This is a genomic window from Streptomyces sp. NPDC050147, from assembly GCF_040660195.1.
Classification (GTDB): domain Bacteria; phylum Actinomycetota; class Actinomycetes; order Streptomycetales; family Streptomycetaceae; genus Streptomyces.
This window is the reverse complement of sequence record NZ_JBFALJ010000020.1, coordinates 64,050-90,099: the sequence shown is the minus strand read 5'-3', so window position 1 is coordinate 90,099 and position 26,050 is coordinate 64,050. Positions and strand designations below refer to the sequence as shown.

The 26,050-nt window shown below is 70.5% G+C and carries 21 protein-coding genes; 12 read left to right on the top strand and 9 right to left on the bottom strand.

The window, feature by feature from the left end; genetic code table 11:
* Positions 1-10: 10 nt before the first annotated feature.
* From AB0I94_RS27640 to AB0I94_RS27630, 3 genes are all read right to left on the bottom strand, one after another.
* Entirely contained in the window at positions 11-1,030 is a 1,020-nt protein-coding gene (locus AB0I94_RS27640; RefSeq protein WP_363312390.1) for an ABC transporter permease, read from the bottom strand.
* Positions 1,027-2,544 carry a sugar ABC transporter ATP-binding protein gene (locus tag AB0I94_RS27635; protein WP_363312389.1) on the bottom strand — a complete coding sequence of 506 codons (1,518 nt, stop codon included), beginning with the start codon at positions 2,542-2,544 and terminating at the stop codon, positions 1,027-1,029. The genes AB0I94_RS27640 and AB0I94_RS27635 overlap by 4 nt, the downstream gene beginning before the upstream one ends.
* A 174-nt stretch (positions 2,545-2,718) precedes the next feature.
* Positions 2,719-3,900, bottom strand: coding sequence for an ROK family transcriptional regulator (locus AB0I94_RS27630; protein WP_363312388.1), 1,182 nt, complete (start codon positions 3,898-3,900; stop codon positions 2,719-2,721).
* Between the two features lie 185 nt (positions 3,901-4,085).
* Between AB0I94_RS27630 and AB0I94_RS27625 the strand changes: the two genes are divergently transcribed.
* Entirely contained in the window at positions 4,086-4,250 is a 165-nt protein-coding gene (locus tag AB0I94_RS27625; RefSeq protein ID WP_363312387.1) for a hypothetical protein, read from the top strand.
* 4 nt (positions 4,251-4,254) lie between these two features.
* On the opposite strand, the gene AB0I94_RS27620 is transcribed toward AB0I94_RS27625, so the two are convergent.
* The 4 genes from AB0I94_RS27620 to AB0I94_RS27605 form a co-directional block, all read right to left on the bottom strand.
* Positions 4,255-4,935 (bottom strand): GntR family transcriptional regulator, encoded by a 681-nt coding sequence (locus AB0I94_RS27620; protein ID WP_363312386.1) that lies wholly within the window; start codon positions 4,933-4,935, stop codon positions 4,255-4,257.
* 130 nt (positions 4,936-5,065) lie between these two features.
* Entirely contained in the window at positions 5,066-6,013 is a 948-nt protein-coding gene (locus AB0I94_RS27615; RefSeq protein WP_363312385.1) for a beta-ketoacyl-ACP synthase III, read from the bottom strand.
* Positions 6,014-6,135: 122 nt separating this feature from the next.
* Positions 6,136-6,279, bottom strand: a complete 144-nt coding sequence (locus AB0I94_RS27610; protein WP_363312384.1) for a hypothetical protein — start codon at positions 6,277-6,279, stop codon at positions 6,136-6,138.
* Positions 6,248-7,582, bottom strand: coding sequence for an OFA family MFS transporter (locus tag AB0I94_RS27605; protein WP_363312383.1), 1,335 nt, complete (start codon positions 7,580-7,582; stop codon positions 6,248-6,250). Before AB0I94_RS27605 ends, AB0I94_RS27610 begins: the two co-directional genes overlap by 32 nt.
* A gap of 256 nt (positions 7,583-7,838) precedes the next feature.
* Here AB0I94_RS27605 and AB0I94_RS27600 point away from each other — a divergent pair, with 256 nt between their 5' ends.
* From AB0I94_RS27600 to AB0I94_RS27570, 7 genes are all read left to right on the top strand, one after another.
* Complete coding sequence (locus AB0I94_RS27600; RefSeq protein WP_363312382.1) at positions 7,839-8,816, top strand: 2-dehydropantoate 2-reductase; 978 nt, start codon at positions 7,839-7,841, stop codon at positions 8,814-8,816.
* 22 nt (positions 8,817-8,838) lie between these two features.
* Positions 8,839-10,776, top strand: coding sequence for a molybdopterin-dependent oxidoreductase (locus tag AB0I94_RS27595; protein ID WP_363312381.1), 1,938 nt, complete (start codon positions 8,839-8,841; stop codon positions 10,774-10,776).
* 27 nt (positions 10,777-10,803) lie between these two features.
* Positions 10,804-12,825 carry an NADH-ubiquinone oxidoreductase-F iron-sulfur binding region domain-containing protein gene (locus tag AB0I94_RS27590; RefSeq protein ID WP_363312380.1) on the top strand — a complete coding sequence of 674 codons (2,022 nt, stop codon included), beginning with the start codon at positions 10,804-10,806 and terminating at the stop codon, positions 12,823-12,825.
* Positions 12,822-13,682, top strand: coding sequence for a 2Fe-2S iron-sulfur cluster-binding protein (locus AB0I94_RS27585; RefSeq protein WP_363312379.1), 861 nt, complete (start codon positions 12,822-12,824; stop codon positions 13,680-13,682). Before AB0I94_RS27590 ends, AB0I94_RS27585 begins: the two co-directional genes overlap by 4 nt.
* 5 nt (positions 13,683-13,687) lie before the next feature.
* Positions 13,688-14,536 (top strand): formate dehydrogenase accessory sulfurtransferase FdhD, encoded by an 849-nt coding sequence (gene fdhD / locus AB0I94_RS27580; protein WP_363312378.1) that lies wholly within the window; start codon positions 13,688-13,690, stop codon positions 14,534-14,536.
* A gap of 262 nt (positions 14,537-14,798) precedes the next feature.
* Positions 14,799-16,697 carry a sialidase family protein gene (locus tag AB0I94_RS27575; protein ID WP_363312377.1) on the top strand — a complete coding sequence of 633 codons (1,899 nt, stop codon included), beginning with the start codon at positions 14,799-14,801 and terminating at the stop codon, positions 16,695-16,697.
* Positions 16,698-16,755: 58 nt separating this feature from the next.
* A complete protein-coding gene (locus tag AB0I94_RS27570) occupies positions 16,756-17,967 on the top strand; it encodes a DUF4185 domain-containing protein (protein WP_363312465.1) in 1,212 nt (403 codons plus the stop codon).
* Here AB0I94_RS27570 and AB0I94_RS27565 read toward each other — a convergent pair.
* Entirely contained in the window at positions 17,903-18,916 is a 1,014-nt protein-coding gene (locus AB0I94_RS27565) for a bile acid:sodium symporter family protein (protein ID WP_363312464.1), read from the bottom strand. The two genes, AB0I94_RS27570 and AB0I94_RS27565, sit on opposite strands and share 65 nt — an antisense overlap.
* A 144-nt stretch (positions 18,917-19,060) precedes the next feature.
* Here AB0I94_RS27565 and AB0I94_RS27560 point away from each other — a divergent pair, with 144 nt between their 5' ends.
* Positions 19,061-19,936 carry a LysR substrate-binding domain-containing protein gene (locus AB0I94_RS27560; RefSeq protein WP_363312376.1) on the top strand — a complete coding sequence of 292 codons (876 nt, stop codon included), beginning with the start codon at positions 19,061-19,063 and terminating at the stop codon, positions 19,934-19,936.
* A 5-nt stretch (positions 19,937-19,941) separates the two neighbouring features.
* On the opposite strand, the gene AB0I94_RS27555 is transcribed toward AB0I94_RS27560, so the two are convergent.
* A complete protein-coding gene (locus AB0I94_RS27555) occupies positions 19,942-20,952 on the bottom strand; it encodes an Lrp/AsnC family transcriptional regulator (protein ID WP_363312375.1) in 1,011 nt (336 codons plus the stop codon).
* Between the two features lie 135 nt (positions 20,953-21,087).
* Here AB0I94_RS27555 and AB0I94_RS27550 point away from each other — a divergent pair, with 135 nt between their 5' ends.
* The 3 genes from AB0I94_RS27550 to AB0I94_RS27540 all read left to right on the top strand — a co-directional run bounded on the left by AB0I94_RS27550 (position 21,088) and on the right by AB0I94_RS27540 (position 26,007).
* Positions 21,088-22,581 (top strand): MFS transporter, encoded by a 1,494-nt coding sequence (locus AB0I94_RS27550; RefSeq protein ID WP_363312374.1) that lies wholly within the window; start codon positions 21,088-21,090, stop codon positions 22,579-22,581.
* A gap of 204 nt (positions 22,582-22,785) precedes the next feature.
* Positions 22,786-24,609 carry an AMP-binding protein gene (locus AB0I94_RS27545; RefSeq protein WP_363312372.1) on the top strand — a complete coding sequence of 608 codons (1,824 nt, stop codon included), beginning with the start codon at positions 22,786-22,788 and terminating at the stop codon, positions 24,607-24,609.
* Positions 24,610-24,744: 135 nt separating this feature from the next.
* Entirely contained in the window at positions 24,745-26,007 is a 1,263-nt protein-coding gene (locus AB0I94_RS27540) for an ABC transporter substrate-binding protein (protein WP_363312371.1), read from the top strand.
* Positions 26,008-26,050 lie beyond the last annotated feature (43 nt).

The following is a 26,050-nucleotide window of genomic DNA, read 5'->3' as shown; positions in this document are numbered from 1 at the left end:
GCGAAACACGTCAATGCGTTGCGGACGTACGTCGCTGGACCAGCACCGCGGCGACGATGATCGCCCCCTTGGCGATCTGCTGGACGTCGCTCTGGAGGTTGTTCAAGGCGAAGATGTTCTGGATCGTCATGAAGATCAGTACGCCGAGCACGGAGCCGGTGATGGTGCCCCGGCCGCCGCTGAGCAGGGTGCCGCCGATGATCGCGGCGGCGATGGCGTCGAGCTCGTAGAGGTTGCCGTTGGTGTTCTGACCCGACCCGGAGAGGATGATCAGCAAGAAGGCCGCGATCCCGCAGCAGAGCCCGGAGAGCAGGTAGAGGTAGAGGCGCTGCCTGCGTACGTCGATGCCGGCGAGGCGGGCCGCTTCCGCGTTGCCGCCGACCGCGACCGAGCGCCGCCCGAAGGTGGTGCGGTTCAGGAGCAGCCAGCCGACGACGGTGACGGCGGCGAAGACCAGCACCAGCGGTGGTATGCCGAGGATGTAGGAATCGCGCTCGCCGAGCTTCAACACCCCGTCGACGGTGACCATTTGCGTCTTGCCGTCGGTGATCTGGAGGGCGAGGCCGCGGCCCGCGGCCAGCATGGCGAGCGTCGCGATGAACGGCACCATGGCGCCGTACGCGATGAGCACGCCGTTGACGAGACCGCAGGCCAGGCCGACGAGCACCGCGGTGAACAGGATGCCCGCGAAGCCGTACTCCTGGGTGGCGACCGTCGTCGCCCACACGGAGGCGAGCGCGACGATGGCGCCGACCGACAGGTCGATGCCGCCGGAGATGATCACGAACGTCATGCCGACCGTGACGACACCGATGACGGATGCCTGGGTGAGGATCAGCTGGACGTTGTCGGTGTCCAGGAACGAGTCGGGCTGAGTGATGCCGCCGATCAGGATCAGGACGGCGAGCACACCGAGCAGGGACAGCGTCCGCATGTCGGCACGCGCGGTGAGTGTCCGCAACGGGCTTGCGTCGTCCGCCGGTTGACTCTTCGGTGCGGCGGGCCGTGGCGGCGATGCGGGCTGCGTCATGACGCCGGGCTCCCTTCGAGGACGAGGTCGAGTACGCGGTGTTCGTCGAGGTCACGGGCGGGCGCCGTATGGACGACACGGCCCTCACGAAGGACCAGAACGCGGTCGGCGAGGCCGAGGACTTCGGGCACTTCGCTGGAGACGAGCAGAACGGCGAGGCCGTCGTCGGCGAGCCTGCGGATCACCGCGTACAGCTCGGCGCGGGCGCCGACGTCCACGCCGCGGGTCGGCTCGTCGAGCAGGAGGACGCGGCAGCCGCGGAGCAGCCAGCGGGCCAGGACGGCCTTCTGCTGGTTGCCGCCGGAGAGCGTGCGCACGGGAGCGGTGGGGTTGTCGGGGCGCAGCGACAGTTCGCGGGTCGCGGTCTGCGCGGCCTTCTTCTCGGCACCCCGGTCGATCCAACCGCCGCGCGAGAAGCGGGACATGGAGGAGACCGACACGTTGTTGGTGACGGACTCCAGCATCAGCAGGGCCTGTGCCTTGCGCTCCTCGGGGGCGAGCCCGAGCCCGGCACGGACGGCGGCGCGCACACTGCCTGGCTTCAACGTCGCCCCGCCCACGGTCACTTGGCCGGCGGTCGGCTTGCGCGCACCGTAGATCGTCTCCAGGATCTCGGAGCGCCCGGAGCCGACGAGACCGGCCAGGCCGACGATCTCGCCGGGGCGCAGGTCGAGGTCGAAGGGTTCGAACTCACCCTCGCGGGCCAGGCCACGCACCTGCAACACCGTGTCGGCGGCGGGTGCTTCGGTCGGCCGGTCGGGGAAGACGTACTCGACGTTGCGTCCCGTCATCAGCGCGACGACCTCGCGGGTCGGGGTCTCCTTCGCGGGGAGCCCGCCGGCCACGGCGCGGCCGTCCTTGAGGACGGTGACGCGGTCGCCGATGCGGCGGATCTCCTCGAGTCGGTGGGAGATGTAGACGACGGCAACGCCGTCCGCCGTGAGATCGCCGACGATGCGGAAGAGGTTGTCGACCTCGTCCGGGTCGAGGGCGGCCGACGGCTCGTCCATGACGATCAGGCGCACCTCGTGGGAGAGCGCGCGAGCCATGGACACGATCTGCTGATGGGCGGCCGAGAGGTCGCCGACAAGCGTGCCCGGGTCGATCTCCGCATGCCCGAGCCGCTTGAGCAGTGCGGCCGTCGACGCCTTCGCCACGCGTCCCTTGACGACGAACCCTGCCGCGGTCGGCTCGTGCCCGAGGTGGACGTTCTCGGCGACGGAGAGTCCTTCCACCAGGTCGAGCTCCTGGTAGATGGTGGCGATGCCCAGGCGCATCGCGGCGATGGGCGACTTGAGCGTCGTGCGCTCGCCGCGCCAGGTGATCTCGCCGTCGTCGGGCTGGTGGGCCCCGGCGAGGACCTTGATGAGCGTGGACTTCCCGGCGCCGTTCTGGCCGAGGAGACAGTGCACTTCGCCGGCCTGGACCTGGAGGTCGACGCCGTCGAGGGCGCGGACGCCGGGGAACGACTTGGTGATGCGGGACATGGTGAGCAGCGGTGGTTCTGGTGCCATGACGGTTCCCTTGGGCGGGTGCGGCCGACGATTTCGGGGCAGGGCAGAGCAGGGCGCTGTGCTGGGTGAGGTGTTCTCGACGGGGCCGTACGGGGTTTCGTACGGAGGTCACGCGGGCCGTGCGGGGGCGAGCGGGGTGGTACGGAGGGCGTGCGGGTTCCTACGGGCCGGCCGTCAGGCCGGTGAGAACAGGTGGTCGCTGATGAGCCGTGCGCCGCCGATGACTCCGGCGGTCGGCCCCAACTCCCCTAGGACGATGGGAAGGTTGCCGGTCGCCAGGGGCAGCGACTGGCGGTAGACCTGGGTGCGGATGGCGGCGAGCAGCGTATGGCCGAGGCCGGTCACACCGCCGCCGATCACCACGAGGCCCGGATTGAAGAAGCTGACGAGGCCCGCGATGACCTGGCCGGTGCGGTTGCCGCCCGCGCGGATCAGGTCGAGTGCGGTGGCGTCACCGGCGGCTGCCGCCGCGGAGACGTCGATCGCGCTGAGCTTTCCTGCGGCTTCCAGGCGGGTCGCGAGCTCGTGGGAGAGCCCGGCGCCGACGGCGTCCTCCGCGTCGCGGGCGAGTGCCGCGCCGCTGAAGTACGCCTCCAGGCAGCCCTTGTTGCCGCAGGCACAGGGCCGCCCGTCCGGTTCGACCTGGATGTGGCCGATGTCGCCCGCGCTGCCGGTCACCCCTCGGTAGACCTCACCGCCGACGACGATCCCACAGCCGATGCCCGTGCCGATCTTGACGCAGAGGAAGTCGCCCACGGAGCGTGCGACGCCCGCGTGCTGCTCCCCCATCGCCATCAGGTTCACGTCGTTGTCGACCATGACGGGGCAGCCCAGGTCCTGACTGATGGCCTCCCGCACGGGGAAGCCGTCCCACCCCGGCATGATCGGCGGGGCGACCGGGATGCCCTCGGGAAAGCGGACGGGTCCCGGGACGCCGATTCCGGCGCCGTCGAACCCTTCCGCGAGCCCGGAGGCCTTCAACTTGGCTGCCATGGCGAGGACTTGCTCGAAGACCGCAACGGGACCTTCGCGCACGTCCATGGGCTGGTTGATGTGGCCGAGGACCTCCAGCTCGGCATTGGTCACCGCTACGTCGACCGAGGTCGCGCCGATGTCCACGCCGAGGAAGCGGAGGGCGGGGGCCAGGCGGATGTTGTGGGAGCGGCGGCCGCCGCGCGAGGCGGCGAGTCCGTCGGCGACCACGAGTCCGGTCTCCAGGAGCCGGTCCACCTCGACGGCCAGCTTCGACCGCGAGAGGTCGACCTGATCGCCCAGCTGGGCACGGGAGTTGGGCCCTCCGTCACGCAGCAGTCGCAGCAGTCGCGCCTGGTGCGCATTGGCGGGTCGAGCCGTCATACGTCTCACGCGCCCCTCCCCGCCTCATTGGGCAACTCATGCCGTCACGCCCGACTTTCGTCTCTCGCGTCGGGCTTTCGAGGGGAACGTAGCAGCGCCTGCCGGGGGTGGGAAGAAGTTGCGCAGGAATTACCCATGACTTTCTCCAGTCACAGGACAAAGAGGCGGACAGACGTGCCCCACGCATGGCCTCCGAGTTCTGCACGGTGGGCGGCGCCCGCCCCGTGGCCCGCCCGCTGCACGTGGGCGGCTTCTTCGTCGTCGTACGGACGGAGGTCCACGACGACGAAGGGCGCCTCACCGGGCAGACCGCGAGGACCCAGGCGGTCCTGGCGGCCCGGCGGGGCTGACGCGTCAGGCGTCGCGCTCGCGCCGGTGGTAGGTCTCGCGGGTGTGCTCCGTGTGCGCGCGCATGATCTGCGTCGCCCGGCCCTCGTCGCGCTCGGCGATCGCCGCGATCAGCGCGCGGTGCTCGATCCAGGACTGCTTGCCGCGCCGGCGGGCCACCGGCGTGTAGTACCAGCGCACACGGCGGTCCACCTGTCCGGCGAGTTCGGCGAGGACGACGTTGCCTGCGAGTTCCATGACCTTGGCGTGGAAGGCGGCGTTCGTGGCCACCACCAGGTCCACCTCTCCGTCCGCGACGGCCTTCTCCCCCTTGGCGCACAGCTCTTCCAGGGCGGTGATCCCGGCGGTGCCCGTGTTGGCCGCCGCGAGCCGGGCCGCCTCCGCCTCCAGGAGCGTGCGGACCGTGAGCAGCTGGTCCGCCTCCTCCTCGGTGGGCTCGTGCACGAACGCGCCCTGGGCGGGCCGCAGGTCGACCCAGCCCTCGGTGTTGAGCCGCTGCAGCGCCTCGCGCACCGGCTGCCGCGACACCCCTAGGTGCCCGGCCAGCTCGCTCTCCACGAGGTGCTGGCCCGGCTGGAGAGCGCGGGTCGTGATGAGTTCGAGCAGCGCTTCGTAAACCCGCTCGCGGAGCGGACCGGGCCGTTCGAGCTTGGGCACCGCCCCCTGCGGCAGTCCTGTGGACAACATCGCAGTCCCCCTCATCGACGATTGCCTTTTGTCTACAGTCTACTGAGCACCATGACCAGCACCAGAGGGAGTCTGTCCGGTCACACCTCTCACGCCTCTCGTCTCTCTCGTCTCGCGCCGTTCGGTCGCGCTACGGGCAGCGGATGACCTGGCCCGCGTACGACAGGTTCCCGCCGAAGCCGAAGAGCAGCACCGGATCCCCGTGGTTGATCTCGCCGCGCTCCACCAGCTTGGACAGGGCGAGCGGGATGCTGCCGGCCGAGGTGTTGCCGGAGTTCACGACGTCGCGGGCGACGACCGCGTTGACCGCGCCGATCCGCTCGGCGAGGGGCTCGATGATGCGCAGGTTGGCCTGGTGCAGGACGACCGCCGCCAGGTCGGCAGGGGTGAGACCGGCCTTCTCGCAGGCTTTGCGGGCGAGCGGCGGCAACTGTGTCGTCGCCCAGCGGTAGACGCTCTGGCCCTCCTGGGCGAACCGCGGGGGCGTCCCCTCGATCCGGACGGCGTTGCCCATCTCGGGCACCGAGCCCCAGAGCACGGGGCCGATGCCGGGCTCCTCGCCGGGCGCGCACGCCTCGACGACGGCCGCGCCCGCACCGTCCCCGACCAGGACGCACGTGGTGCGGTCCGTCCAGTCGGCCACCTCGGACATCTTGTCCGCGCCGATCACCAGCGCACGGGTGGCCGCCCCGGCTCGCACGGCGTGGTCGGCGGTGGCCAGCGCGTGCGTGAAGCCCGCGCAGACCACGTTCACGTCCATGGCGGCCGGCGAGGGGATGCCGAGGCGGGCCGCCACCCGCGCCGCCATGTTCGGCGAGCGGTCGATCGCGGTGGAGGTGGCGACCAGGACGAGGTCGATGGCGTCGGGCGCGAGGCCCGCGGCGGCGACGGCCTTGGCCCCGGCGTGCGCGGCGAGCTCGTCGACCGGCTCGTCGGGTCCCGCGATGTGACGGGTGCGGATGCCCACGCGGGAGCGGATCCACTCGTCGCTGGTGTCGACCATGCCCGCCAGATCCTCGTTGGTGAGGGTCTTGGCGGGCTGGTAGTGGCCGACGGCGGCGATGCGTGAGCCGTGCATGAACGGGTCCCCCTTGTTGCCGGAGATGCGGGACCGTCCAGTCTGCTCAGCGACTCACCAGTAACAGGACACGTAAAGCGACAGGAATCGGGCGTCGGGTTTGGCAACTTCTCATGATGCCGTCACCCGGTGAAGAGCTGCGTGGCCTTGTGTACGAGTTCATACACCCCATATCCGAGCGGAACCCCCACCCAGAGCCAGGCGGCGACGATCAGCGCCCTGCGGCGGGGCGGACTACTTGGCGGCGTGCTGGTCGGTGCCGTCATGGACTTCCTCCCTCGGGGCGGGAATGTGGTGGCGGGCATGGACCGGGCGGACGAACTCGTTCGCCACGAAGCCGATGATCAGCAGTCCGATCATGATCGTGAGAGAGAGGCCGTAGAGCCCCGCCCCGCTCTTGCCCGCCTCTTCCTGGCGGTCGGCGACCCAGTTGACGATCAGCGGGCCGAGCACACCCGCCGTCGACCAGGCGGTGAGGAGACGGCCGTGGATCGCGCCGACCTGGTAGGTCCCGAACAGGTCCTTCAGATACGCGGGGATCGTCGCGAAGCCGCCTCCGTAGAAGGAGAGGATCACAAGGGCGCAGACGATGAAGAGCGGCTTCGAGGTGTCTCCGAAGACGACGATCAGCAGATACATCAGCGCCCCGACGCCCAGGTAGACGCGGTAGACGTTCTTGCGGCCGATCAGGTCGGACGTCGACGACCAGCCGATGCGTCCGGCCATGTTCGCCGCGGAGAGCAGGGCGACGAAGCCTGCCGCGGCGGCGGCCGATACCGGCGTCGAGCTGTCGGCGAAGAAGTCGGTGATCATCGGCGCCGCCTTCTCCAGGATGCCGATTCCCGCGGTCACGTTCATGCAGAGCACGATCCACAGGCACCAGAACTGCGGTGTCCGCACGGCGGCCCGTGCGGACACCTGCGGCCCGTCGAGCACACCGGGAGCACCGGGCGTCCGCGCCCCCTCCGTACGCGGCACCCGCACCAGCACCACGCCGAGCGCCATGAAGACGGCGTACGTGAGGCCGTGCACGAGGAAGGCGAGGGCGATGCCGTCATGGTCCGAGCCGAAGGAGTCCAGCATCTGCGCCGACCACGGCGACGCGATGAGCGCACCTCCGCCGAAGCCCATGATCGCGATGCCGGTCGCCATGCCGGGACGATCCGGGAACCACTTGATCAGGGTCGACACGGGGGAGATGTAGCCGATGCCGAGACCGATGCCGCCGACGAAGCCGTAACCGAAGACGATCAGCCAGTACTGGCTGATCGCCGCGCCGAGTGCCGCGATCAGAAAGCCGGACGAGAAGCAGACGAGGGCGACCGTCATCGCCCAGCGCGGGCCGTTGCGCTCCACGAGCGTGCCGCCGAAGGCCGCCGAGAGGCCGAGCATCACGATGCCGAGCTGGAAGGGGAGCGCGCTCTGGGTGCCGCTGAGGTGGAGCGCGGATTCCAGTGGGGGCTTGAAGACGCTCCAGGCGTAGGCCTGGCCGATGGAGAGGTGGACGGAGAGTGCGGCGGGCGGTACGAGCCAGCGGCTCCAACCGGGGGGTGCGACGGGGGGCCTCATGATCCCGAACAGTAGGAAGCCGGGAGGGGAGTTGGGAAGAGGCGACGCGTGATTCCGTCGACGGTATGCAATGTGCCGCGCGACCCCTTGCTGGGCCAAGTTCCATACTGTAGACAATATTCCATCGACAGTCATGGCATGGAGTCATGGCATGCGACGGCGATCCCTCGTGATGCCGAACCCATGCGATGCCGATCCCGTGCGATGTCGATCCTGAGCCTTCTTCGGATCCCTCAACCGAACGGAGCGCGCCACCGTGAAAGTCGCAGTCCTCGGCGCCGGTGCGATCGGCGCCTACGTCGGAGCCGCGCTGCACCGCGCCGGTGCCGACGTCCATCTCGTCGCCCGTGGACCGCATCTCGCGGCCATGAGGCAGCACGGAGTACGTGTCCACAGCCCTCGCGGCGACTTCACCGCGCGGGCCCACGCCACCGACGACCCGGCCGACATCGGCCCCGTCGACTACGTCTTCCTGGGCCTGAAGGCCAACTCGTACGCGGCGTGCGGGCCGTTGATCGAGCCGCTCCTGCATGACGGGACGGCGGTGATAGCCGCCCAGAACGGCATCCCCTGGTGGTACTTCCACCGGCACGGCGGCCCGCACGACGGCCACCGCGTCAGCAGCGTGGACCCCGGCGGCGCGGTCAGTGCGGTGATCGCGCCCGAACGGGCCGTCGGGTGCGTGGTGTACGCGGCGACCGAGCTCGAAGGGCCGGGCGTCGTACGGCACTTGGAAGGCACCCGGTTCTCGATCGGGGAGCCCGACCGCTCGCGCTCCGAGCGCTGTCTCGTCTTCAGCGAGGCCATGCAGGCGGGCGGCCTGAAGTGTCCCGTCGAGCCCGAACTGCGCGGCGACATCTGGATCAAGCTGCTCGGCAACATCTCCTTCAACCCGATCAGCGCACTCTCCCGCGCCACCATGCGCGAGATGTGTACGCACGGCGGCACCCGCCGCGTCATCGAGATCATGATGAACGAGACGCTCGCTGTCGCGTCCGCACTCGGCTGCCGCCCGGACATCTCCGTGGAGCGGCGCCTGGCCGGCGCCGAGCGCGTGGGCGACCACCGCACCTCCACGCTCCAGGACCTGGAGCGCGGCAAACCCCTTGAACTCGACGTGCTGCTCGCGGCCGTCGTGGAACTCGCGGAGATCACCGGTGTCCCGGTGCCGACGCTCCGGACCGTCCACGCCATCTCGGACCTGCTGGCCGACCGCACGAGGAGCGCGGCATGAGCGAGAAGATGAGGAGCGCGGCATGAGCAAGAAGCGGGACCGGGTACCCACTACGTACACCCGGCTGACCCACCCCCTCGTACGCGACTCACGCGACGAGCCGCTGCGCCGGGCCACCTGGGAGGAGGCGCTGACCCGCACCGCGGAAGGGCTGCGGGTCGCACGCGGCGCGTTCGGGATGTTCTCCTGCGCCCGCGCGACCAACGAAATGAACTACGTGGCGCAGAAGTTCGCCCGCGTGGTGATGGGTACGAACAACGTCGACTCCTGCAACCGCACCTGCCACGCGCCGAGTGTCGCGGGCCTCTCCGCGGCCTTCGGGTCGGGCGGCGGCACGTCTTCGTATGAAGAGGTCGAACACACCGATCTGATCGTGATGTGGGGCTCCAACGCCCGCTTCGCCCACCCGATCTTCTTCCAGCACGTCCTGAAGGGGATCAGGAACGGCGCCCGTATGTACGCCGTCGACCCGCGCCGCACCGCGACCGCCGAGTGGGCGGAGAGCTGGCTCGGCCTGAACGTCGGCACGGACATCCCGATGGCGCACGCGATCGGCCGCGAGATCATCCACGCGGGCCTGGCCAACCGGGCGTTCATCGAGCGGGCGACGTCCGGCTTCGAGGAGTACGCGGCCCTGGTCGAGCCGTGGACGCTCTCGCTCGCAGAGAAGGTGACGGGCGTACCGGCCGCCGCCGTCAAGGAGTTGGCGCACGCCTATGCGCGGGCCGAACGGGCCCAGCTGTGCTGGACGCTCGGCATCACAGAACACCACAACGGCACGGACAACGTCCGCGCGCTGATCAACCTCTCGCTCCTGACCGGCCACGTGGGGCGCTACGGCTCGGGCCTGCAGCCCCTGCGCGGGCAGAACAACGTGCAGGGCGGCGGCGACATGGGCGCGATCCCCAACCGCCTGCCCGGCTTCCAGGACATCCTCGACCCACAGTCGCGGCTGAAGTTCGAGACGGCCTGGGACACGGTCATCGAGCCGCGCCACGGGCTGACGCTGACGGAGATGTTCGAGGCGATGGAGGAGGGCTCGCTCAAGGCCGTCTACTGCATCGGCGAGAACCCCGCGCAGTCGGAGGCGGACAGCGAGCAGGCGATTCGGCGGATGCGGGCCCTGGACTTCTTCGTCGTACAGGACATCTTCCTCACGAAGACGGCCGAGTTGGCGGACGTCGTCCTTCCGGCGACCGCCGCCTGGGCGGAGACCGACGGCACGACGACCAACAGCGAGCGGCGCGTGCAGCGGGTGCGCAAGGCGGTACGGCCACCCGGGGAGGCGCGCGAGGACATCGACATCCTCTGTGACCTCGCCGAACGGCTCGGCCACGACTGGAAGTACGCGGACGCGCAGGCCGTCTGGGACGAGCTGCGGTCGGTGTCTCCGGACCACTGGGGCATGACGTACGACCGTCTGGAGTCCCTGCAGGGCATCCAGTGGCCCTGCCCCTCGGAGGAACGCGTCGAACCGACATACCTGCACGGCCGGTTGTGGGACGCGGACCCCGGGCGGCGCGGCACGCCCGCACCCTTCGGGCTCGTCGCGCACGACCCGCCGGTCGACCTCACCGATGACTCCTACCCGATCCGGCTGACCACGGGACGGCGGCTCGACTCCTACAACACCGGTGTGCAGAGCGGGAGTTTCGCCTCGCCGCTGCGGCGCGGCGAGTACGTCGAGCTGTGTCCGGAGGACGCGGAGCGTTACGGGGTCGTGGTCGGCGAAGAGGTGCGTGTGTCGTCCCGGCGCGGCGCGGTGACGGCGCCCGTGTGGGTGGACCCCGGGCTCCGCCCCGGTCTGGCCTTCATGACCATGCACTTTCCCGACGAGGTCGACACCAACCAGCTGACGATCGAGGCCAATTGCCCGATCGCGGGCACGGCGGAGTTCAAGGCGTCGGCGATACGCATCGACAAGCTGGCCGAGCCAGTTCGCCACGAAGTGAGCCAGTGAAGTGAGCCAGTGAGGTGAGGGTGACGCATGGATCTGCACTTCGGTAACAGCAAGCCGACGGACGAGGAGCGGGCAGCCGTCGACGCGGTCCTCGGACCGCCCGAGTCGGCGTGGGAGGGTGCCGAGGACCGCAGCGACGCGGATCTGCGGTGGGCGCGGGGCGGCCGTGCGGCGCGGGAGCGGCGGGATCAGCTGTTGCCGGGGTTGCACGCGCTCAACGACCGCGTGGGATGGGTGAGCGAGGGAGGCCTCGACTACCTCTGCCGCCGCCTCACGGTGCCGCCTGCGGAGGCGTACGGGGTGGCCACTTTCTACTCCATGTTCTCCGTGCGACCGCGTCCCGCGACGGTGGTGCGGGTGTGCACGGACCTGGCTTGCGGGGCGGGGGTGGAGCTGTGCGGGGCCGTGGAGACACGGCTGGGCCCGGAGTCCGGGGTGGCCGTCGAGCGAAGCCCCTGCCTGGGGCTGTGCGAGAGGGCGCCGGCTGCGCTGGTGGTGCGGGCGGGTGCGCCTGCGGCTCCGCCGCCTGGGGTGAGCGCACATCGCCTTGACGGCTCGTCCTCAAACGCCGGACGGGCTGAAAGATCACGGCCGGGCGAAAGGGTTTCAGCCCGACCGGCGTTTGAGGACGAACTCGGCGAAGCCGGTGATCAACGGCCACTGGTGGCGGCGGAGCCGCGGGATCCGGGTAGGGGCGGGAGCGGGGAGAGGACCTATGTCACCGCAACCCTCGCCCCCGCCACACCCGACGCCCTCGCCCAAGCCGCCCTCACCCCCGAATCCGCCCCCGCCGAACCCCCCGCGGCCCTAGCCGTCCCCCAAGCAGGGCAAGAAGGCCTCCTGCTGCTCAGCAGGATCGGCTCCGTCGACCCGTCATCCCTGGACGACTACCGCGCCCACGGCGGATACACCGCCCTGCGCCGGGCCTTCGCCATAGGCCCCGCGGCCGTCATCCGCGAGGTCACGGACTCCGGCCTGGTGGGCCGGGGCGGCGCCGCCTTCCCCACGGGAAGGAAGTGGCAGGCCACCGCGGCCCAGCCGGATCAGCCCCACTACCTCGTCTGCAACGCGGACGAATCCGAGCCCGGCACCTTCAAGGACCGGGTGATCATGGAGGGTGACCCGTACTCGCTCATCGAGTCGATGACCATCGCGGGGTACGCGACCGGGGCCCACCTCGGCTACCTGTACCTCCGCGGCGAGTACCCCCGCGCGCTGCGAAGGCTCGAACACGCCCTCACGCAGGCCCGTGCGCGTGGACTGCTGGGAGACGACGTCCTCGGACAGGGCTACGCCTTCGACATCGAGATCCGGCGCGGCGCCGGCGCCTACATCTGCGGGGAGGAGACCGCGCTCTTCAACTCCATCGAGGGGTACAGGGGGGAGCCGCGCTCCAAGCCGCCCTTCCCCGTGGAGAAGGGGCTCTTCGGCAAACCCACCGCCGAGAACAACGTCGAGACCCTCGTCAACGTGCTCCCCATCCTGACCATGGGCGCACAGGCCTACGCCGCCATCGGCACGGAGAAGTCCACCGGACCCAAGCTCTTCTGCGTCTGTGGAAGCGTCGAACGCCCCGGCATCTACGAGCTGCCCTTCGGCGCCACCCTCGGCGAGCTCCTCACCCTCTGCGGGGTGCCGGACAATCTGCGCGCGGTCCTCCTGGGCGGCGCGGCCGGAGGCTTCGTACGGCCCGACGAGCTCGACATCCCGCTCACCTTCGAGGGGACGAGGGCGGCGGGCGCCACGCTCGGCTCCGGCGTCGTCCTCGCCCTGGACGACACCGTGCCGCTGCCCCGCGTCCTGCTGCGCATCGCCGAGTTCTTCCGCGACGAGTCCTGCGGACAGTGCGTGCCCTGCCGGGTCGGCACCGTCCGGCAGGAGGAGGCCCTGCACCGCATCGTCGAGCGCACGGGGGCCGCTGCCGCCGGTGACATCGCTCTCCTGCGCGAGGTGGGCACCACCATGCGGGACGCCTCCATCTGCGGGCTCGGCCAGACCGCGTGGAACGCCGTGGAATCCGCCATCGACCGCCTGGGGGCCTACAAGTGACCGCCGTACCGCTGGGAATCCCGCGCCGTCTCGTCGAGTTCACACTGGACGGTCAGAACGCCAGAGTGCCCGAGGGGTCCACGATCCTGGACGCCTGCCGGGCCGCGGGCAAGGACGTCCCGACCCTCTGCGAGGGCGACACCCTCACCCCGAAGAACGCCTGCCGGGTGTGCGTCGTCGAGGTCGAGGGCGCCCGCACGCTCGCCCCCGCCTGCTCACGCCTCGCCGAGCCGGGCATGAGCGTCTCCACCGACACCGAGCGCGCCCGCCACAGCCGGAAGGTGGTCCTTGAGCTCCTCGCCTCGTCCGTCGATATGTCGACCACCCCGAAGGTCGCGGGCTGGCTCAAGGAGTACGAGGCCAAGCCCGACCGCTTCGGGCCCGACGCCGCCCGGGTGGACGAGGAGCCCAGGGTCGACAACGACCTGTACGTCCGCGACTACGACAAGTGCATCCTCTGCTACAAGTGCGTCGACGCCTGCGGTGATCAATGGCAGAACACGTTCGCCATCTCCGTGGTGGGCCGCGGTTTCGACGCCCGGATAGCCGTCGAGCACGACGGCCCGCTGACCGACTCCGCGTGCGTGTACTGCGGGAACTGCATCGAGGTCTGCCCGACCGGGGCGCTCAGCTTCAAGTCCGAGTTCGACATGCGGGCCGCGGGGACCTGGGACGAGGAACGGCAGACCGAGACGACGACGGTGTGCGCGTACTGCGGAGTCGGCTGCAATCTGACCCTGCACGTGCAGGACAATGACATCGTGAAGGTCACCTCACCGCACGACAATCCGGTGACCCACGGCAACCTCTGCATCAAGGGCCGTTTCGGCTACCAGCACGTACAGAACCGGGACTGATCGACATGGGACGAGTCACGGAGCGCCGCCGCACCATCCGCATCAGGGACGGAGCCGTCACCGAGCGGCCGGACACCCTGGTCGCGGAGGAACCGCTGGAGATCCGGCTGAACGGAAAACCCCTGGCCATCACCATGCGTACGCCGGGTGACGACTTCGCGCTCGCGGCGGGCTTCCTCGTGAGCGAGGGGGTGCTCGGCTCGGCGGACGAACTCCAGTCCATCGTCTACTGCGCCGGGGCGACGGCTGACGGTGTGAACACGTACAACGTGGTCGACGTGAAGACCGCCCCCGGGCTCGTCCTGCCCGACATCACTCTCGAACGCAACGTCTACACCACCTCCTCCTGCGGCCTGTGCGGCAAGGCGAGCCTGGACGCGGTGCGTACGACGGCCCGCTTCCCGATCGCCGACACTCCCCCGGTCCGGCTCGGGACCGAGCTCCTCGCGTGCCTCCCCGACCGGCTGCGCGCGGCGCAGCGGGTCTTCGACCGGACCGGGGGCCTGCACGCGGCGGCGCTCTTCTCGGAGGACGGCGAACTCCTCGACATACGGGAGGACGTGGGCCGCCACAACGCGGTCGACAAGCTCGTCGGGCGTGCCCTGCAGGACGGCCGCCTGCCGCTGTCGCGTGCCGTCCTGCTGGTGTCGGGGCGCGCCTCGTTCGAGCTGGCCCAGAAGGCGGTGATGGCGGGCATTCCGGTGCTCGCCGCCGTCTCCGCGCCGTCGTCCCTCGCCGTCGATCTGGCCGCCGAGACGGGCCTGACCCTGGTCGGCTTCCTGCGCGGCTCCTCCATGAACGTGTACGCGGGCGAGCACCGGATCGCCGTGCGGGCCGCGGCCTCCCAGGGCTGACCGGCCGCTCCCCGCTGCACGGTGGCGGGACCCCGGCCGGCGGGGAGCGCCCCCTGCGCCGCCGGGGTCCCGGTCCCGCTCCCCGCGCGGCCGGGACCCCTGAGCAACCCGTCCGGCCCATCGGTCGCCCCTGACCTGGCCGCGTCCATTCGTGCCACGCACGCTCCTTGTGGGGTGTCGAGCCGTCCAAGTAGCGTCTGAGGCGCGAACGTTGGACGTGGGATGTCAGGATGTCCAGTCACCTTGAAGGGTGGACCGCGCCATGCCATCAGCTCTCCGTGTACGCCTCAGATCCCTCCGCACCGCCACGGCCGCCTTGACCGTCGTCGCCGTCGGGTCGCTGCTGCCCGGGCCCACGGCCCAGGCGGCGCCGGACGCCCGCGCGGCGGGGTTCGAGCAGCAAGTGCTTTTCAAGGCCTCCCAGGACCCCGGGTATGCCTGCTATCGCATCCCCGCCGTGGTGAAGACGGTCAAGGGCACGCTCCTCGCCTTCGCCGAGGGGCGGGTGAACGACTGCAGTGACGCCGGCGACATAGACATCGTCGTCAAGCGGTCGCACGACGGCGGCCGCACCTGGAGCCCGCTCCAGGTCGTCAACGAGGGCGGCGGCGACACGCACGGCAACCCCGCGCCGATCGTGGACCGCAGGACCGGCCGCATCCTCCTGGCGGAGACGTACAACACGGGTCGCACGGACGGACAGAACTGCGCCATACCGTGCGACCGCACTCCGCACCTCCAGTACAGCGACGACGACGGCCGCAGCTGGTCGGCGCCGCGCGACCTGAGCGACCAGATCCTGCCGAAGGACTGGAACTCCTGGTACGCGACCGGGCCCGTGCACGGCCTCCAGCTGACCCGCGGCCGGCACGCGGGACGGCTCGTCTTCACCGCCAACACCGAGACGTGGGACGGCAGTCGGGTCACCGCGAACCACGCCGCCCTGATCGTCAGCGACGACGGCGGCGACAACTGGAAGATCGGCGCCAAGGACTCGTACCCGATAGCGCAGGACGGCACGTTCCGGCAGAAGCCGTCGGAGATGACCATCACGGAGCGCCCGGACGGCGCGCTCTACGTCAGCGGGCGCGAGCAGGACGGCACCGATCTCGGGCATCGCAGCCACACGGTCAGCCGCGACGGGGGCGACTCCTTCGCCGCGCCGTTCAAGGCCATTCCCGACCTCTACACGCCCCAAGTGCAGGGTTCGACGCTTCAGTTCGGCAAGCGGATGCTGCTCGCCTGCCCCGGTGACCCCGACCGCCGCCGCACGATGCAGATCCGCTCGTCCTACGACGGCGGCCGCACCTGGGACAGCGTGGACCGCGGCACGACGGTGACCACGGACTGGTCCGGCTACTCGGACATGGTGCGGGCCGACGGCGAGCACGTGGGCCTGATGTACGAGGGCGGGGCGGTCGACGCCCGCGACGAGATCCGCTTCGCGCGCTTCACCGAGGACTGGCTGCAGCCGCGCCGGGGTCAGGACCCGACGACCACCGACCGCGCGCCGCGCGCGAAACCGGCGGCGGTGCTCGGCGGGGCGTCCACCACCGACGGCCGGTTCGGCAAGGCCATCACCTTCGACGGCCGGGGCGACGCCGTACGCCTGCCCTTCCGTAGTCAACTGCCCCTCGGAACGAAGGATTTCACCGCGTCGATGTGGTTCCGGTACTCCGCGACCAGCGGTGAGCAGCCGCTGCTCTGGATGGGCGGCGTCGGCACCAACCAGCCGCAGGTGTGGCTGCGCGGCGAGCCCGCGAGCAACCGTGTCACGGGCCTGATCACCACACGCCAGGGCTCCACACCCCCGAAGTCGGCGTCCGTGCGCACCACGAGCGCCTACAACGACGGCCAGTGGCACCACATCGCCCTGCGGCGAGGCGGCGGGCAGCTCGCCCTCTCCGTCGACGGCACGCGGATCACCACCGCGGACGTGCCGGGCACGGTCACCCGCACCTCCGGGTACGGATTCCACGTCGGCCAACGGGTCGACAGCCGCGCCCACTTCAACGGCTCCATCGACGAGGTCCGCCTCTACGACCGCGCGTTGAGCGATGCCGAGCTGGCCTCGCTCGGCCAGGGCGGCGCGTCCAAGGCGCCTGTGACGCGGGACACCGTCGCGTGGCTCCCCATGGACCACATCCGCGCGAGCAACTAACGTCCCGCACGTGTCCGCCGACCAAGGTCCACGCCGAGGTCCGGGCGCGCGCGGGACCATGCTCGTCCTGCTGCTCGCCCTGGCCTGCGCGGCCGTGCTGCTCATCGCCCTCCCGGACGACGACCGGGAGGGCGATGACGCATGCCAGGCGCGCACCGTCTCGTCCTGGACCGCCGACTCCAAGGTGACCGGGGCGTTCGCCCGCTACGGCGACGACCCGGCGCGGGCGGACGACTGGACCGGCGGCGACGGCACGCATTCGGTGCGCCTTCCGGACGGGCGTCTCCTTTGGCTGTTCTCCGACACCTTCCTCGGCCAGGTGCACGCGCCGCCCAACCCGGTGGGCCAACCCCACACCTGGCGTGACACGACCGCGCCCATGGTCCGCAACTCGGCTGTGGTGATGTCGCGCTCGGGCACCCTGGAACGCACCCTGCCCGCCCCGCTCTTCGCCGACCCGGCGCCTCAGCAGTGGCGCTGGCCGGTCGCGGCGAAGGTGGAGCCCCGCTCCCCCGGCTCGTCCGAGAAGGTCGTGCGCGTCCTGCTGTGGGCCCGCTCCACCGGCACGGGCCCGTGGATCTACGGGGTGCCGAACGCCACCGAGGTCGCCACGCTCTCCCTGCCCGATCTGCGCGTCGAGGGCATCGTCAAGGTCTCGGACCAGAGTGCGGTGCCTGACCTCGACGAGCGTGTCCTCTACGGCACGACGACGGTGGACGACGGCGACTGGACGTACGTCTTCGGCGGCAACGACGGCAAGGCGGTCTCGCGCCCCGCCTCGCACGCCTACGTGGCGCGCGTGCCCAAGGGCAGGCTGGCGGAGCCCGGCGCGTGGCGGTACTGGGACGGCGAGGACTGGACGGAGTCCGGTAAACCGCGGGCCGTGCTCGGAGACGGCGAACGCAAAGGCGTGGGCAGCGCGTTCACCGTGGTGCGCGTGAAGGGGACGTATGTGCTGTTCACGATGGCCGCGGGGGCCGAAGGCCTGACCACCGTGACCTCGTACTGGGCGTGCTCGCCCACCGGTCCCTGGCACGGGCCCGCCAAGGGCTTCGCGCCTCCGCTGCCGAAAGACGGCGCGGCCGAGCAGGACACGGCCGCGTACAACCCCCAGGCTCATCCCGCGCTCAGCCGGGACGGGCGGCTGCTGCTGAGTTACGACGTCAACTGGCTGGACGCGGCGCCCGCGAGCGCGCAGGCGAACGTCAGCCGGAACGTGTCGCTGTACCGACCGCGGTTCGTTTCTGTCCGGCTGGCGACGGCTCAGTGACGAAATCCTCGGGGTCCCGCGAGCGTCGCTTGGCGATCACCGCGCAGACCATCAGCTGCATCTGGTGGAAGAGCATCAGCGGCAGCACCGCGAGCGAGGCCTCGGCCCCGAACAGGACGCTCGCCATGGGCAGCCCGGCCGCGAGGGACTTCTTCGATCCGGCGAACTGGATGGCGATGCGGTCCCCGCGGCCGAACCCGAGCCGTTTGGCCCCGTACCAGGTGAGGGTGAGCATCACGGCGAGCAGGACCGCCTCCACGCCGAGCAGCGCGCCGAGCCGCAGCGGCGTCACCTGGTGCCAGATGCCCTCCACCATGCCCTCGCTGAACGCGGTGTAGACGACGAGCAGGATCGAGCCGCGGTCGACGAGCCCGAGGACCTTCTTGTTGCGCGTGATGAAGCCGCCGACCCACCGGCGCAGGAACTGACCGGCGAGGAACGGCACGAGGAGCTGCAGCACGATCTTCAGGACCGAGTCCGCGGAGAAACCGCCCCCGCTGTTGCCCAGCAGGGCGGCCGCGAGCAGCGGCGTGAGGACGATGCCCGCCAGTGAGGAGAAGGAGCCGGCGCAGATCGCCGCGGGTACGTTGCCGCGCGCCATGGAGGTGAAGGCGATCGACGACTGGATCGTGGAGGGCACGAGCGTCAGGAAGAGGAACCCGCTGTAGAGGGCGGGCGTCAGGACGTACGGAACGAGGCCCTTGGCCGCGAGCCCGAGCAGCGGGAAGATCAGGAACGTACAGGCCAGGACGGTGGTGTGGAGCCGCCAGTGCTTGAGCCCGTCCAGTGCCTCGCGGGTGGAGAGGCGTGCTCCGTAGAGGAAGAACAGGAGCGCCACGGCCCCGGTCGAGGCGCCGCCCGCGACCTCGGCGCCCACGCCGCGCGCGGGCAGCAGCGCGGCGACGCCTACGGTGCCGAGCAACGCCAGGATGTAGGGGTCGATCGGCATCCAGGTGGGCCAGCTCGGGCGTTTCACTTCGCTCCATCGGTTCGGTTCATGTCGTGCCCTCTCGATGATCCTCCTGATCATCGCGATCGGGAATCCCGCATACCGTTCTGACTGTCATCATGGTTCGCGATAACCTGGGCGGCCATGTACGACCCCGCCCAGCTCCGTACGTTCCTCGCGGTGGCCCAGACGCTGAGCTTCACGCAGGCCGCCCGGCGCCTGGGGCTGCGCCAGTCCACGGTCAGCCAGCACGTGCGCCGTCTGGAGGACGCCACCGGACGCCAGCTCTTCGTGCGCGACACGCACTCCGTGGAGCTGACCGAGGACGGGGAGGCCATGCTCGGCTTCGCGCGGCGGATCCTGGAGGTGCACGAGCAGGCGGCGGCGTTCTTCACGGGGACGCGGCTCGGCGGACGGCTGCGGTTCGGCGCCTCGGAGGACTTCGTCCTGACCCGGCTCACCGACATCCTGGAGTCGTTCCGGCACGATCATCCCGACGTCGACCTGGAGCTGACGGTCGAACTGTCCGGCACGCTGCACGAGAGCCTCGACGCGGGCCGGCTCGACCTGGTCCTGGCCAAGCGGCGCCCCGAGGACCCGCGCGGCGAACTGGTCTGGCACGACGAGCTGGTCTGGATCGGGTCCGAGCGGCTGCGGCTCGACCCCGACGAACCGGTGCCGCTCATCGTGTTCCCGCCGCCCGGCATCAGCCGCGCCCTCGCCCTGGAAGCCCTGGAGCGGCGCGGTCGCGCCTGGCGGATCGCCTGCACGAGCGGCAGCCTGAACGGTCTGGTCGCCGCGGCTCGCGCGGGGCTCGGCGTGATGGCGCACTCCCACGGCCTGATCCCGCCCGGCCTGGTCCGTGTCCCGGAGCGGGCGGGCCTTCCGGAGCTCGGCGCGGTCGACTTCGTGCTCCTGCACGGCGAGCGGCGGGCCTCGGCGCAGGGCGCGGCGGACGCGCTCGCGGCATCGATCCTGGCGGGCGGCGACCGGCTGCACCGGCGGCGTCAGCGGGGGTAGAGCGGTCAGCGGAGGTAGGGCCGGTACGTGAGTTGCTTGACGCGGCGCATGAACGGCGCCGTCTCGACGTGCTGGACGCCGTCGAGCTGCCCCAGCTTCCCGCTGAGGTAGGCGTAGAGCGCCGGAATGTCCCGGCTCACGGCCGTCGCCATGATGTTGGAGGGTCCTGCCACGGCGGTGGCGTGGGCGATCTCGGCGTGCGACGCGAGGGCCTTGCCCACCGACTCCATGGCCCAGGGCGCGGTGGTGATCCAGAGCATCGCTCCGACACCCATGCCGATGAGGGCGTCGGCGTACTCGATGTCGATGTAGATCGCGCCGGAGGCGAGCAGCGCGCCGAGGCGGCGTTTGACCGCCGACTCGGAGCGCCCGGTGGCCTGTTGCAGCTCGGGGTAGGTGGCGCGGCCGTCCTGTTCGAGCGCGGCGACGAGCGGCTCGTCCTCGGGCTCGATGCGCCGGGGCGCCCCGGCGCGGGCTTCGGACGTGGGTGGCGCGCCGCGCAACGCGGCGATCTGCTCCTCGCTGAGCGGCCCGTGCTTGATCAGCCAGCCGTCCGGGCCGCCGAAGAAACGGTGCAGCACCTGCTGGGCGCGGATGTCGACGATGTGCGGGGTGCGCGGAAGCTTGGCGAGCAGCAGCTCGTCCTGGTCGGTGCGGGAGCGGGGCCGGGTGCAGCAGACCACTTCGGTGCCGCCGGAGGTGAGGCCGATCCACGAGGTGTCGGGGCGACGCGCCAGGGCGGTGGCGATGGCGTCGGCTCCGTCGGGGGCGCAGCGCAGCCGCAGCATCCACTGGTCCTGGCCGAGCTTCTCGTGGTCCCGGACGGCGACGATCCGCAGGCTGCCCTCGGAGACCAGTCTGCGGTAGCGGCGGGCGACGGTCTGGTCGGAGACGCCGAGGACGGCGGCGATCTTGCTGAAGGGCGCCCGCCCGTCGAGCTCCAGGGCCTGCAGGAGCTTGACGTCGAACGGGTCCGGCACGTCCGGAGTGGCGGATTTCATCGCTGCACTGCCCATCGATGTCGAATTCCTTCGCTCTTGCGTGCGTGATGACTTGGATCGTCCGAGCGGGCTCCATCGTACGAGACACGCACACGCGCCGTATCGCGCGTCGCGCCACGCGTCGTACACACCGCACGAGGAGAGTTGAAGATGCGTACATGGGGGCCGCTCACAGCGGTATGCCTGGGGACGTTCATGCTGCTGCTGGACGTGACCATCGTGGTCGTGGCACTGCCCGACATGGCGAGAGCGCTCGACGCCTCGCTGAGTGACCTGCAATGGGTGATCGACGGCTATGCCCTGGCGCTGGCCGCGCTGTTGCTCGGGGTCGGCGCCGCGGCGGACGTGCTCGGCCGGCGGCGGCTCAACGTGGTGGGCACCGCGCTCTTCGCGCTCGCCTCGCTCGGCTGCGGGCTCGCCACGAACGCGGACGTCCTGGTGGCCGCCCGCGCCTTGCAGGGGCTCGGTGCCGCCGCGATGTTCGCGACGACGCTGCCGCTGCTCGGCGCGGCCTACCAGGGGCGGGACCGGTCGGTCGCGCTCGGCGTCTGGGGCGCGGTCAGCGGGGCCGCGGCGGCGCTCGGGCCGATCGTCGGCGGGCTGCTGACGGAGGGGCCCGGCTGGCGGTGGATCTTCTTCGTGAACCTGCCGGTGAGCGTCGTGTCGATATGGCTGACGCAGCGCGTGGTGCCGGAGTCGAAGGGACTTGCGGGCCGCCGGGTCGACTGGGCGGGCACGGTGACGTTCGCGCTGTTCGCGGGCGCGCTGACGTACGGGGTGGTGCGGGCCGGTACGGAGGGCTGGGCGTCGACGGCCACCGTGCTGACCCTGACGGTCGCGGTGCTCGCACTCGCCGCCTTCGTGGCCGTCGAGCGCCGCGTCGCGCACCCGCTGCTCGACCTGCGGCTGCTGCGCGTGCCCGCGTTCACGGGCGTCCTGGTCGGCGCGATCGGCTACAACGCGGCGGCGTTCGGCCTGATGCCCTACCTCTCGCTCTGGCTGCAGACCGTGCTCGGCATGAGCCCGGTGACCGGCAGCCTCGTCATGCTGCCGCTGGCCGCCACCTCGTTCGTCGTGGCCGCGATCGGCGGGAGGCTGCTGCACGGGGTGCCCGCGCGCCTGACCATCGGCGGCGGTCTGCTCCTGATCGGAGCGGGCGGGGTCGCTCTCGCGGTGCTCGACGCCGGGTCGTCCTGGGGCTCGCTCGTCCCCGGGCTCACGCTCGCGGGCATCGGCACCGGCCTGGTCTCGCCCGCCCTGGGCGGCGCGGCCCTCGCTGCGGTGCCACCGGCCGACGCGGGGATGGCGGGCGGCGCGGTCAACACCTTCCGGCAGCTCGGCTACGCGGTCGGGGTGGCCGCCTTCGGCACCGTACTGACCTCGCGGATGCAGGGGTCGCTCGGCCATGACGCGGCTCACACCGTGGCGGGAGGCGGAGCGTCGGCGGTGCGTGGCACGCTTTCCGAGCACGCCGTACGGTCGGCGTTCGCTTCCGGCCTGAACGGGGCCGCGATCGTCGCGGGTGTGACGGGCCTGGTCGCGGGTGCGGCTGTGCTCGTCATGGTGCGGTCCGCGCGCACGACACCGGAGTCGAAGATTCCGGCACCTGCCGAGCGAGTCCCCGCCGCGCAGGCACAGCCGTAACCGCCGCGTACAGATTCGGTGGAGATTACGCCACCGAAACTTACTGAACCGTAAGTATTCTGTCCCGCCTCTCCCCTTGTGGCCGCATTTCACCGGCTGACCAGCGTGGATGGTACGTACCGACGGGTCGGTCGCCCCTCTCCCGCCCGGCTGCGCGGTGGGGTACCGTCACCGGCGCTGTGCGGAGCGCCACAAGGAGCATCATTGCGCGAGTTCACGAACCCTCCGTTGGCGTCGGCGCCGCTGGTGGGCGGCCTTGCCGACGTCGTGTTCGACCATGCCCTTGAGGATCCGCTCCACATCGCCCTCGGCCGCAAGACCGACGGCGAGTGGCGCGACGTCACATCGGCGGAGTTCCGCGACCAGGTGATGTCGCTCGCCAAGGGGCTGCTCGCCCAGGGCGTGCGCTTCGGTGACCGTGTCGCCATCATGTGCCGCACCCGTTACGAGTGGACGCTCTTCGACTACGCGCTGTGGACGGTGGGCGCCCAGGTCGTGCCGATCTACCCCACCTCCTCCGCCGAGCAGGTCTTCTGGATGCTGCACGACGCGCAGGTGTCGGCGGCCATGGTCGAGCACGAGGACCACGCGATGACGATCGGCTCGGTGATCGACCGGCTGCCGCACCTGCGCAGGCTGTGGCAGCTGGACGCCGACGCCGTGAACGAACTGCACCGGGCAGGACAGGACGTGGACGACGAGGTGGTCAACCGCCACCGCCGCGCCGTCACTCCCGATTCGATCGCCACGATCATCTACACCTCGGGCACCACCGGCCGCCCCAAGGGCTGCCTGATCTCCCACGCGAACTTCATGTTCGAGGCGAATACGGTCATCCGGCGCTGGGAGCCGGTCTTCCACTCCCGGCGGGGCGACGAGGCGACAACGCTGCTCTTCCTGCCGCTCGCGCACGTCTTCGGTCGCATGGTGCAGGTCGCGGCGGTCTGCGGCCGGGTCAAGCTGGGCCACCAGCCGAGCCTGAACGCCGCGGCGCTCATCCCGGACCTGGCGGCGTTCCGCCCCTCCTTCATCCTCGCCGTGCCGTACATCTTCGAGAAGGTCTTCAACGCGGCGCGGCGCAAGGCCGAGAAGGACGGCAGGACCGGCCCCTTCGACAAGGCCGTGGAGTGCGCCGTGCGGTACGCCGACGCGATGGAGGCCAAGGCCTTCGGCACCGGTCCCGGCCCTTCGGCGGCCCTGCGCATGCAGCACCAGCTCTTCGAGAAGCTCGTCTACGCCAAGGTGCGCGATGCCATGGGCGGCCGGGTGCGCCACGCGATGTCGGGCGGCTCCGGGATGGACCGGCGCCTCGGCCTGTTCTTCGCGGGCGCGGGCGTCGAGATCTACGAGGGCTACGGCCTCACCGAGTCGACGGCCGCCGCCACCGCCAACCCGCCCGAGCGCACCCGCTACGGCACGGTGGGCCAGGCCATCCCCGGCACCACCGTGTACATCGCGGAGGACGGCGAGGTGTGGCTGAACGGCGGCAACGTCTTCCAGGGCTACCTCAACGACCCCAAGGCCACCGACGCGACCCTGCACGACGGCTGGCTCGCCACCGGTGACCTGGGCGCGCTCGACGAGGACGGCTACCTCACGATCACCGGACGCAAGAAGGAGATCCTGGTGACGTCCGGCGGCAAGAGCGTCTCGCCGGGGCAGCTGGAGGAGCGGGTGCGCGATCACCCGCTGGTCGCGCAGTGCATCGTGGTCGGCAACGACCGCCCGTACATCGCGGCGCTCGTCACGCTGGACGGTGAGGCCGTCGAGCACTGGCTGAACATGCGCCGCAAGCCGCCGATGTCCCCTGCGGACCTGGTGCGCGACCCGGATCTGGAGACCGAGGTGCGCCGGGCCGTGGTCGCCGCCAACACCCTCGTCTCGCAGGCCGAGTCGATCCGTACGTTCCGGATACTGGCCCACCAGTTCTCCGAGGAGCACGGGTTGCTCACGCCTTCGCTGAAGCTCAAGCGCAAGGCGATCGAGACGGCCTACTCGGCCGAGGTGGAGGCTCTTTACCGCACGTGAGGTGACGTGCGTACCGCGCCCGGGAAGCCCTGGGCAAGTTTCTGACGGCTCATCAATTACCGCCGCGCCGGTTATTGACGGTCCATCAGGTTCCGCACAGAATCAGCCCCACTTCGACTTCAGGGGGCTGGACCCGTGTCGCGATCGATCCGCACCATCACCGCAACCGTGGCCGCACTGCTGCTCGCCACCGCCTGCAACTCCGCCTCCGACAGCAGCGATTCGAGCGGCGGCGACAAGGCCGGTGGCTCCGTGCGAGGAGTGAGTGCCGACTCCATCAAGGTCGGCGGCATCGTCTCCATGACGACCGCGAGCGGCTACAGCAAGAAGGACACCGACCTCGGCGCCAAGGCCCGCTTCGACCGCGTGAACGCCGAGGGTGGCGTACACGGACGGAAGATCGACTACCTGGGCGCGGAGGACGACGGCCAGGACCCGGGCAAGAACCTCGCGGCGGCACGCAAACTCGTCCAGCAGGACAAGGTGTTCGCCATCTCGCCGATGAGCTCGGTCACCTTCTCCGGCGCGGACTTCCTCCAGAAACAGAAGGTCCCCACCTTCGGTTGGGGCACCATCCCGCCCTTCTGCGGCCCGAGTTACATGTACGGCTACGGCGGCTGCATGGTCCCGATGCCGGGCGGCACCATCACACAGAGCTGGCCCGAGGGCCTGAAGAAGGTGACGGGCGGCTCGAAGGGCAAGTCCGTGGCCATCCTCGCCAACGACAACGACGCGGGCACCTTCGCCATCCGCACCTACAAGCAGAGCTTCGCGGCGGCCGGTTACAAGGTGACGTACGCCAAGTCGACCGTGCCCGCGACCTCCGTGCCGAGCGACTGGTCGGCGTACACCAAGGAGATCCTGCGCTCGGACGGCGGCAAGGCCCCGGACGTGGTCGTCTCCGTGATGCAGACCCCGTACAACATCGGCCTGTTCACGGCCGTCAAGCGCTCCGGCTTCAAGGGCGTGATCACGGACCCGACCGACTACGACCCCGGCCTCCTTGCCAAGAGCGCGACGAAGAAGGCCCTGGAAGGCGTGCACATCCTGCTGGCCTTCCAGCCGTTCGAGCAGAACACGGCGGCGATGAAGCAGTTCAAGGCGGACATCAGGAAGACGGCGGGCAAGGACGTCCCGCTCAACATGCACATGATGACCGGATACATGTCGGCGGACCTCTTCCTCGCGATCGCCGAGAAGGCGGGCAAGGACCTTGACCTCGAATCCTTCCAGCAGGCGGCCAACGGCTTCTCCGACCGGGACACGATGGTCGGCGACCGCAGTCTGCCCAAGGGGCAGAAGGAGTCGTTCGGCTGTGGCGCCCTCGTCCAGCTGAAGGGCGGGAAGTACTCGGTGTCCGCGCCCTTCAAGTGCTACGAGCCCATCCCCTTCAAGTAGCGGGCCTGCAAGTGGAGGATCTTCCAACAGAGGGGCGCTTCAC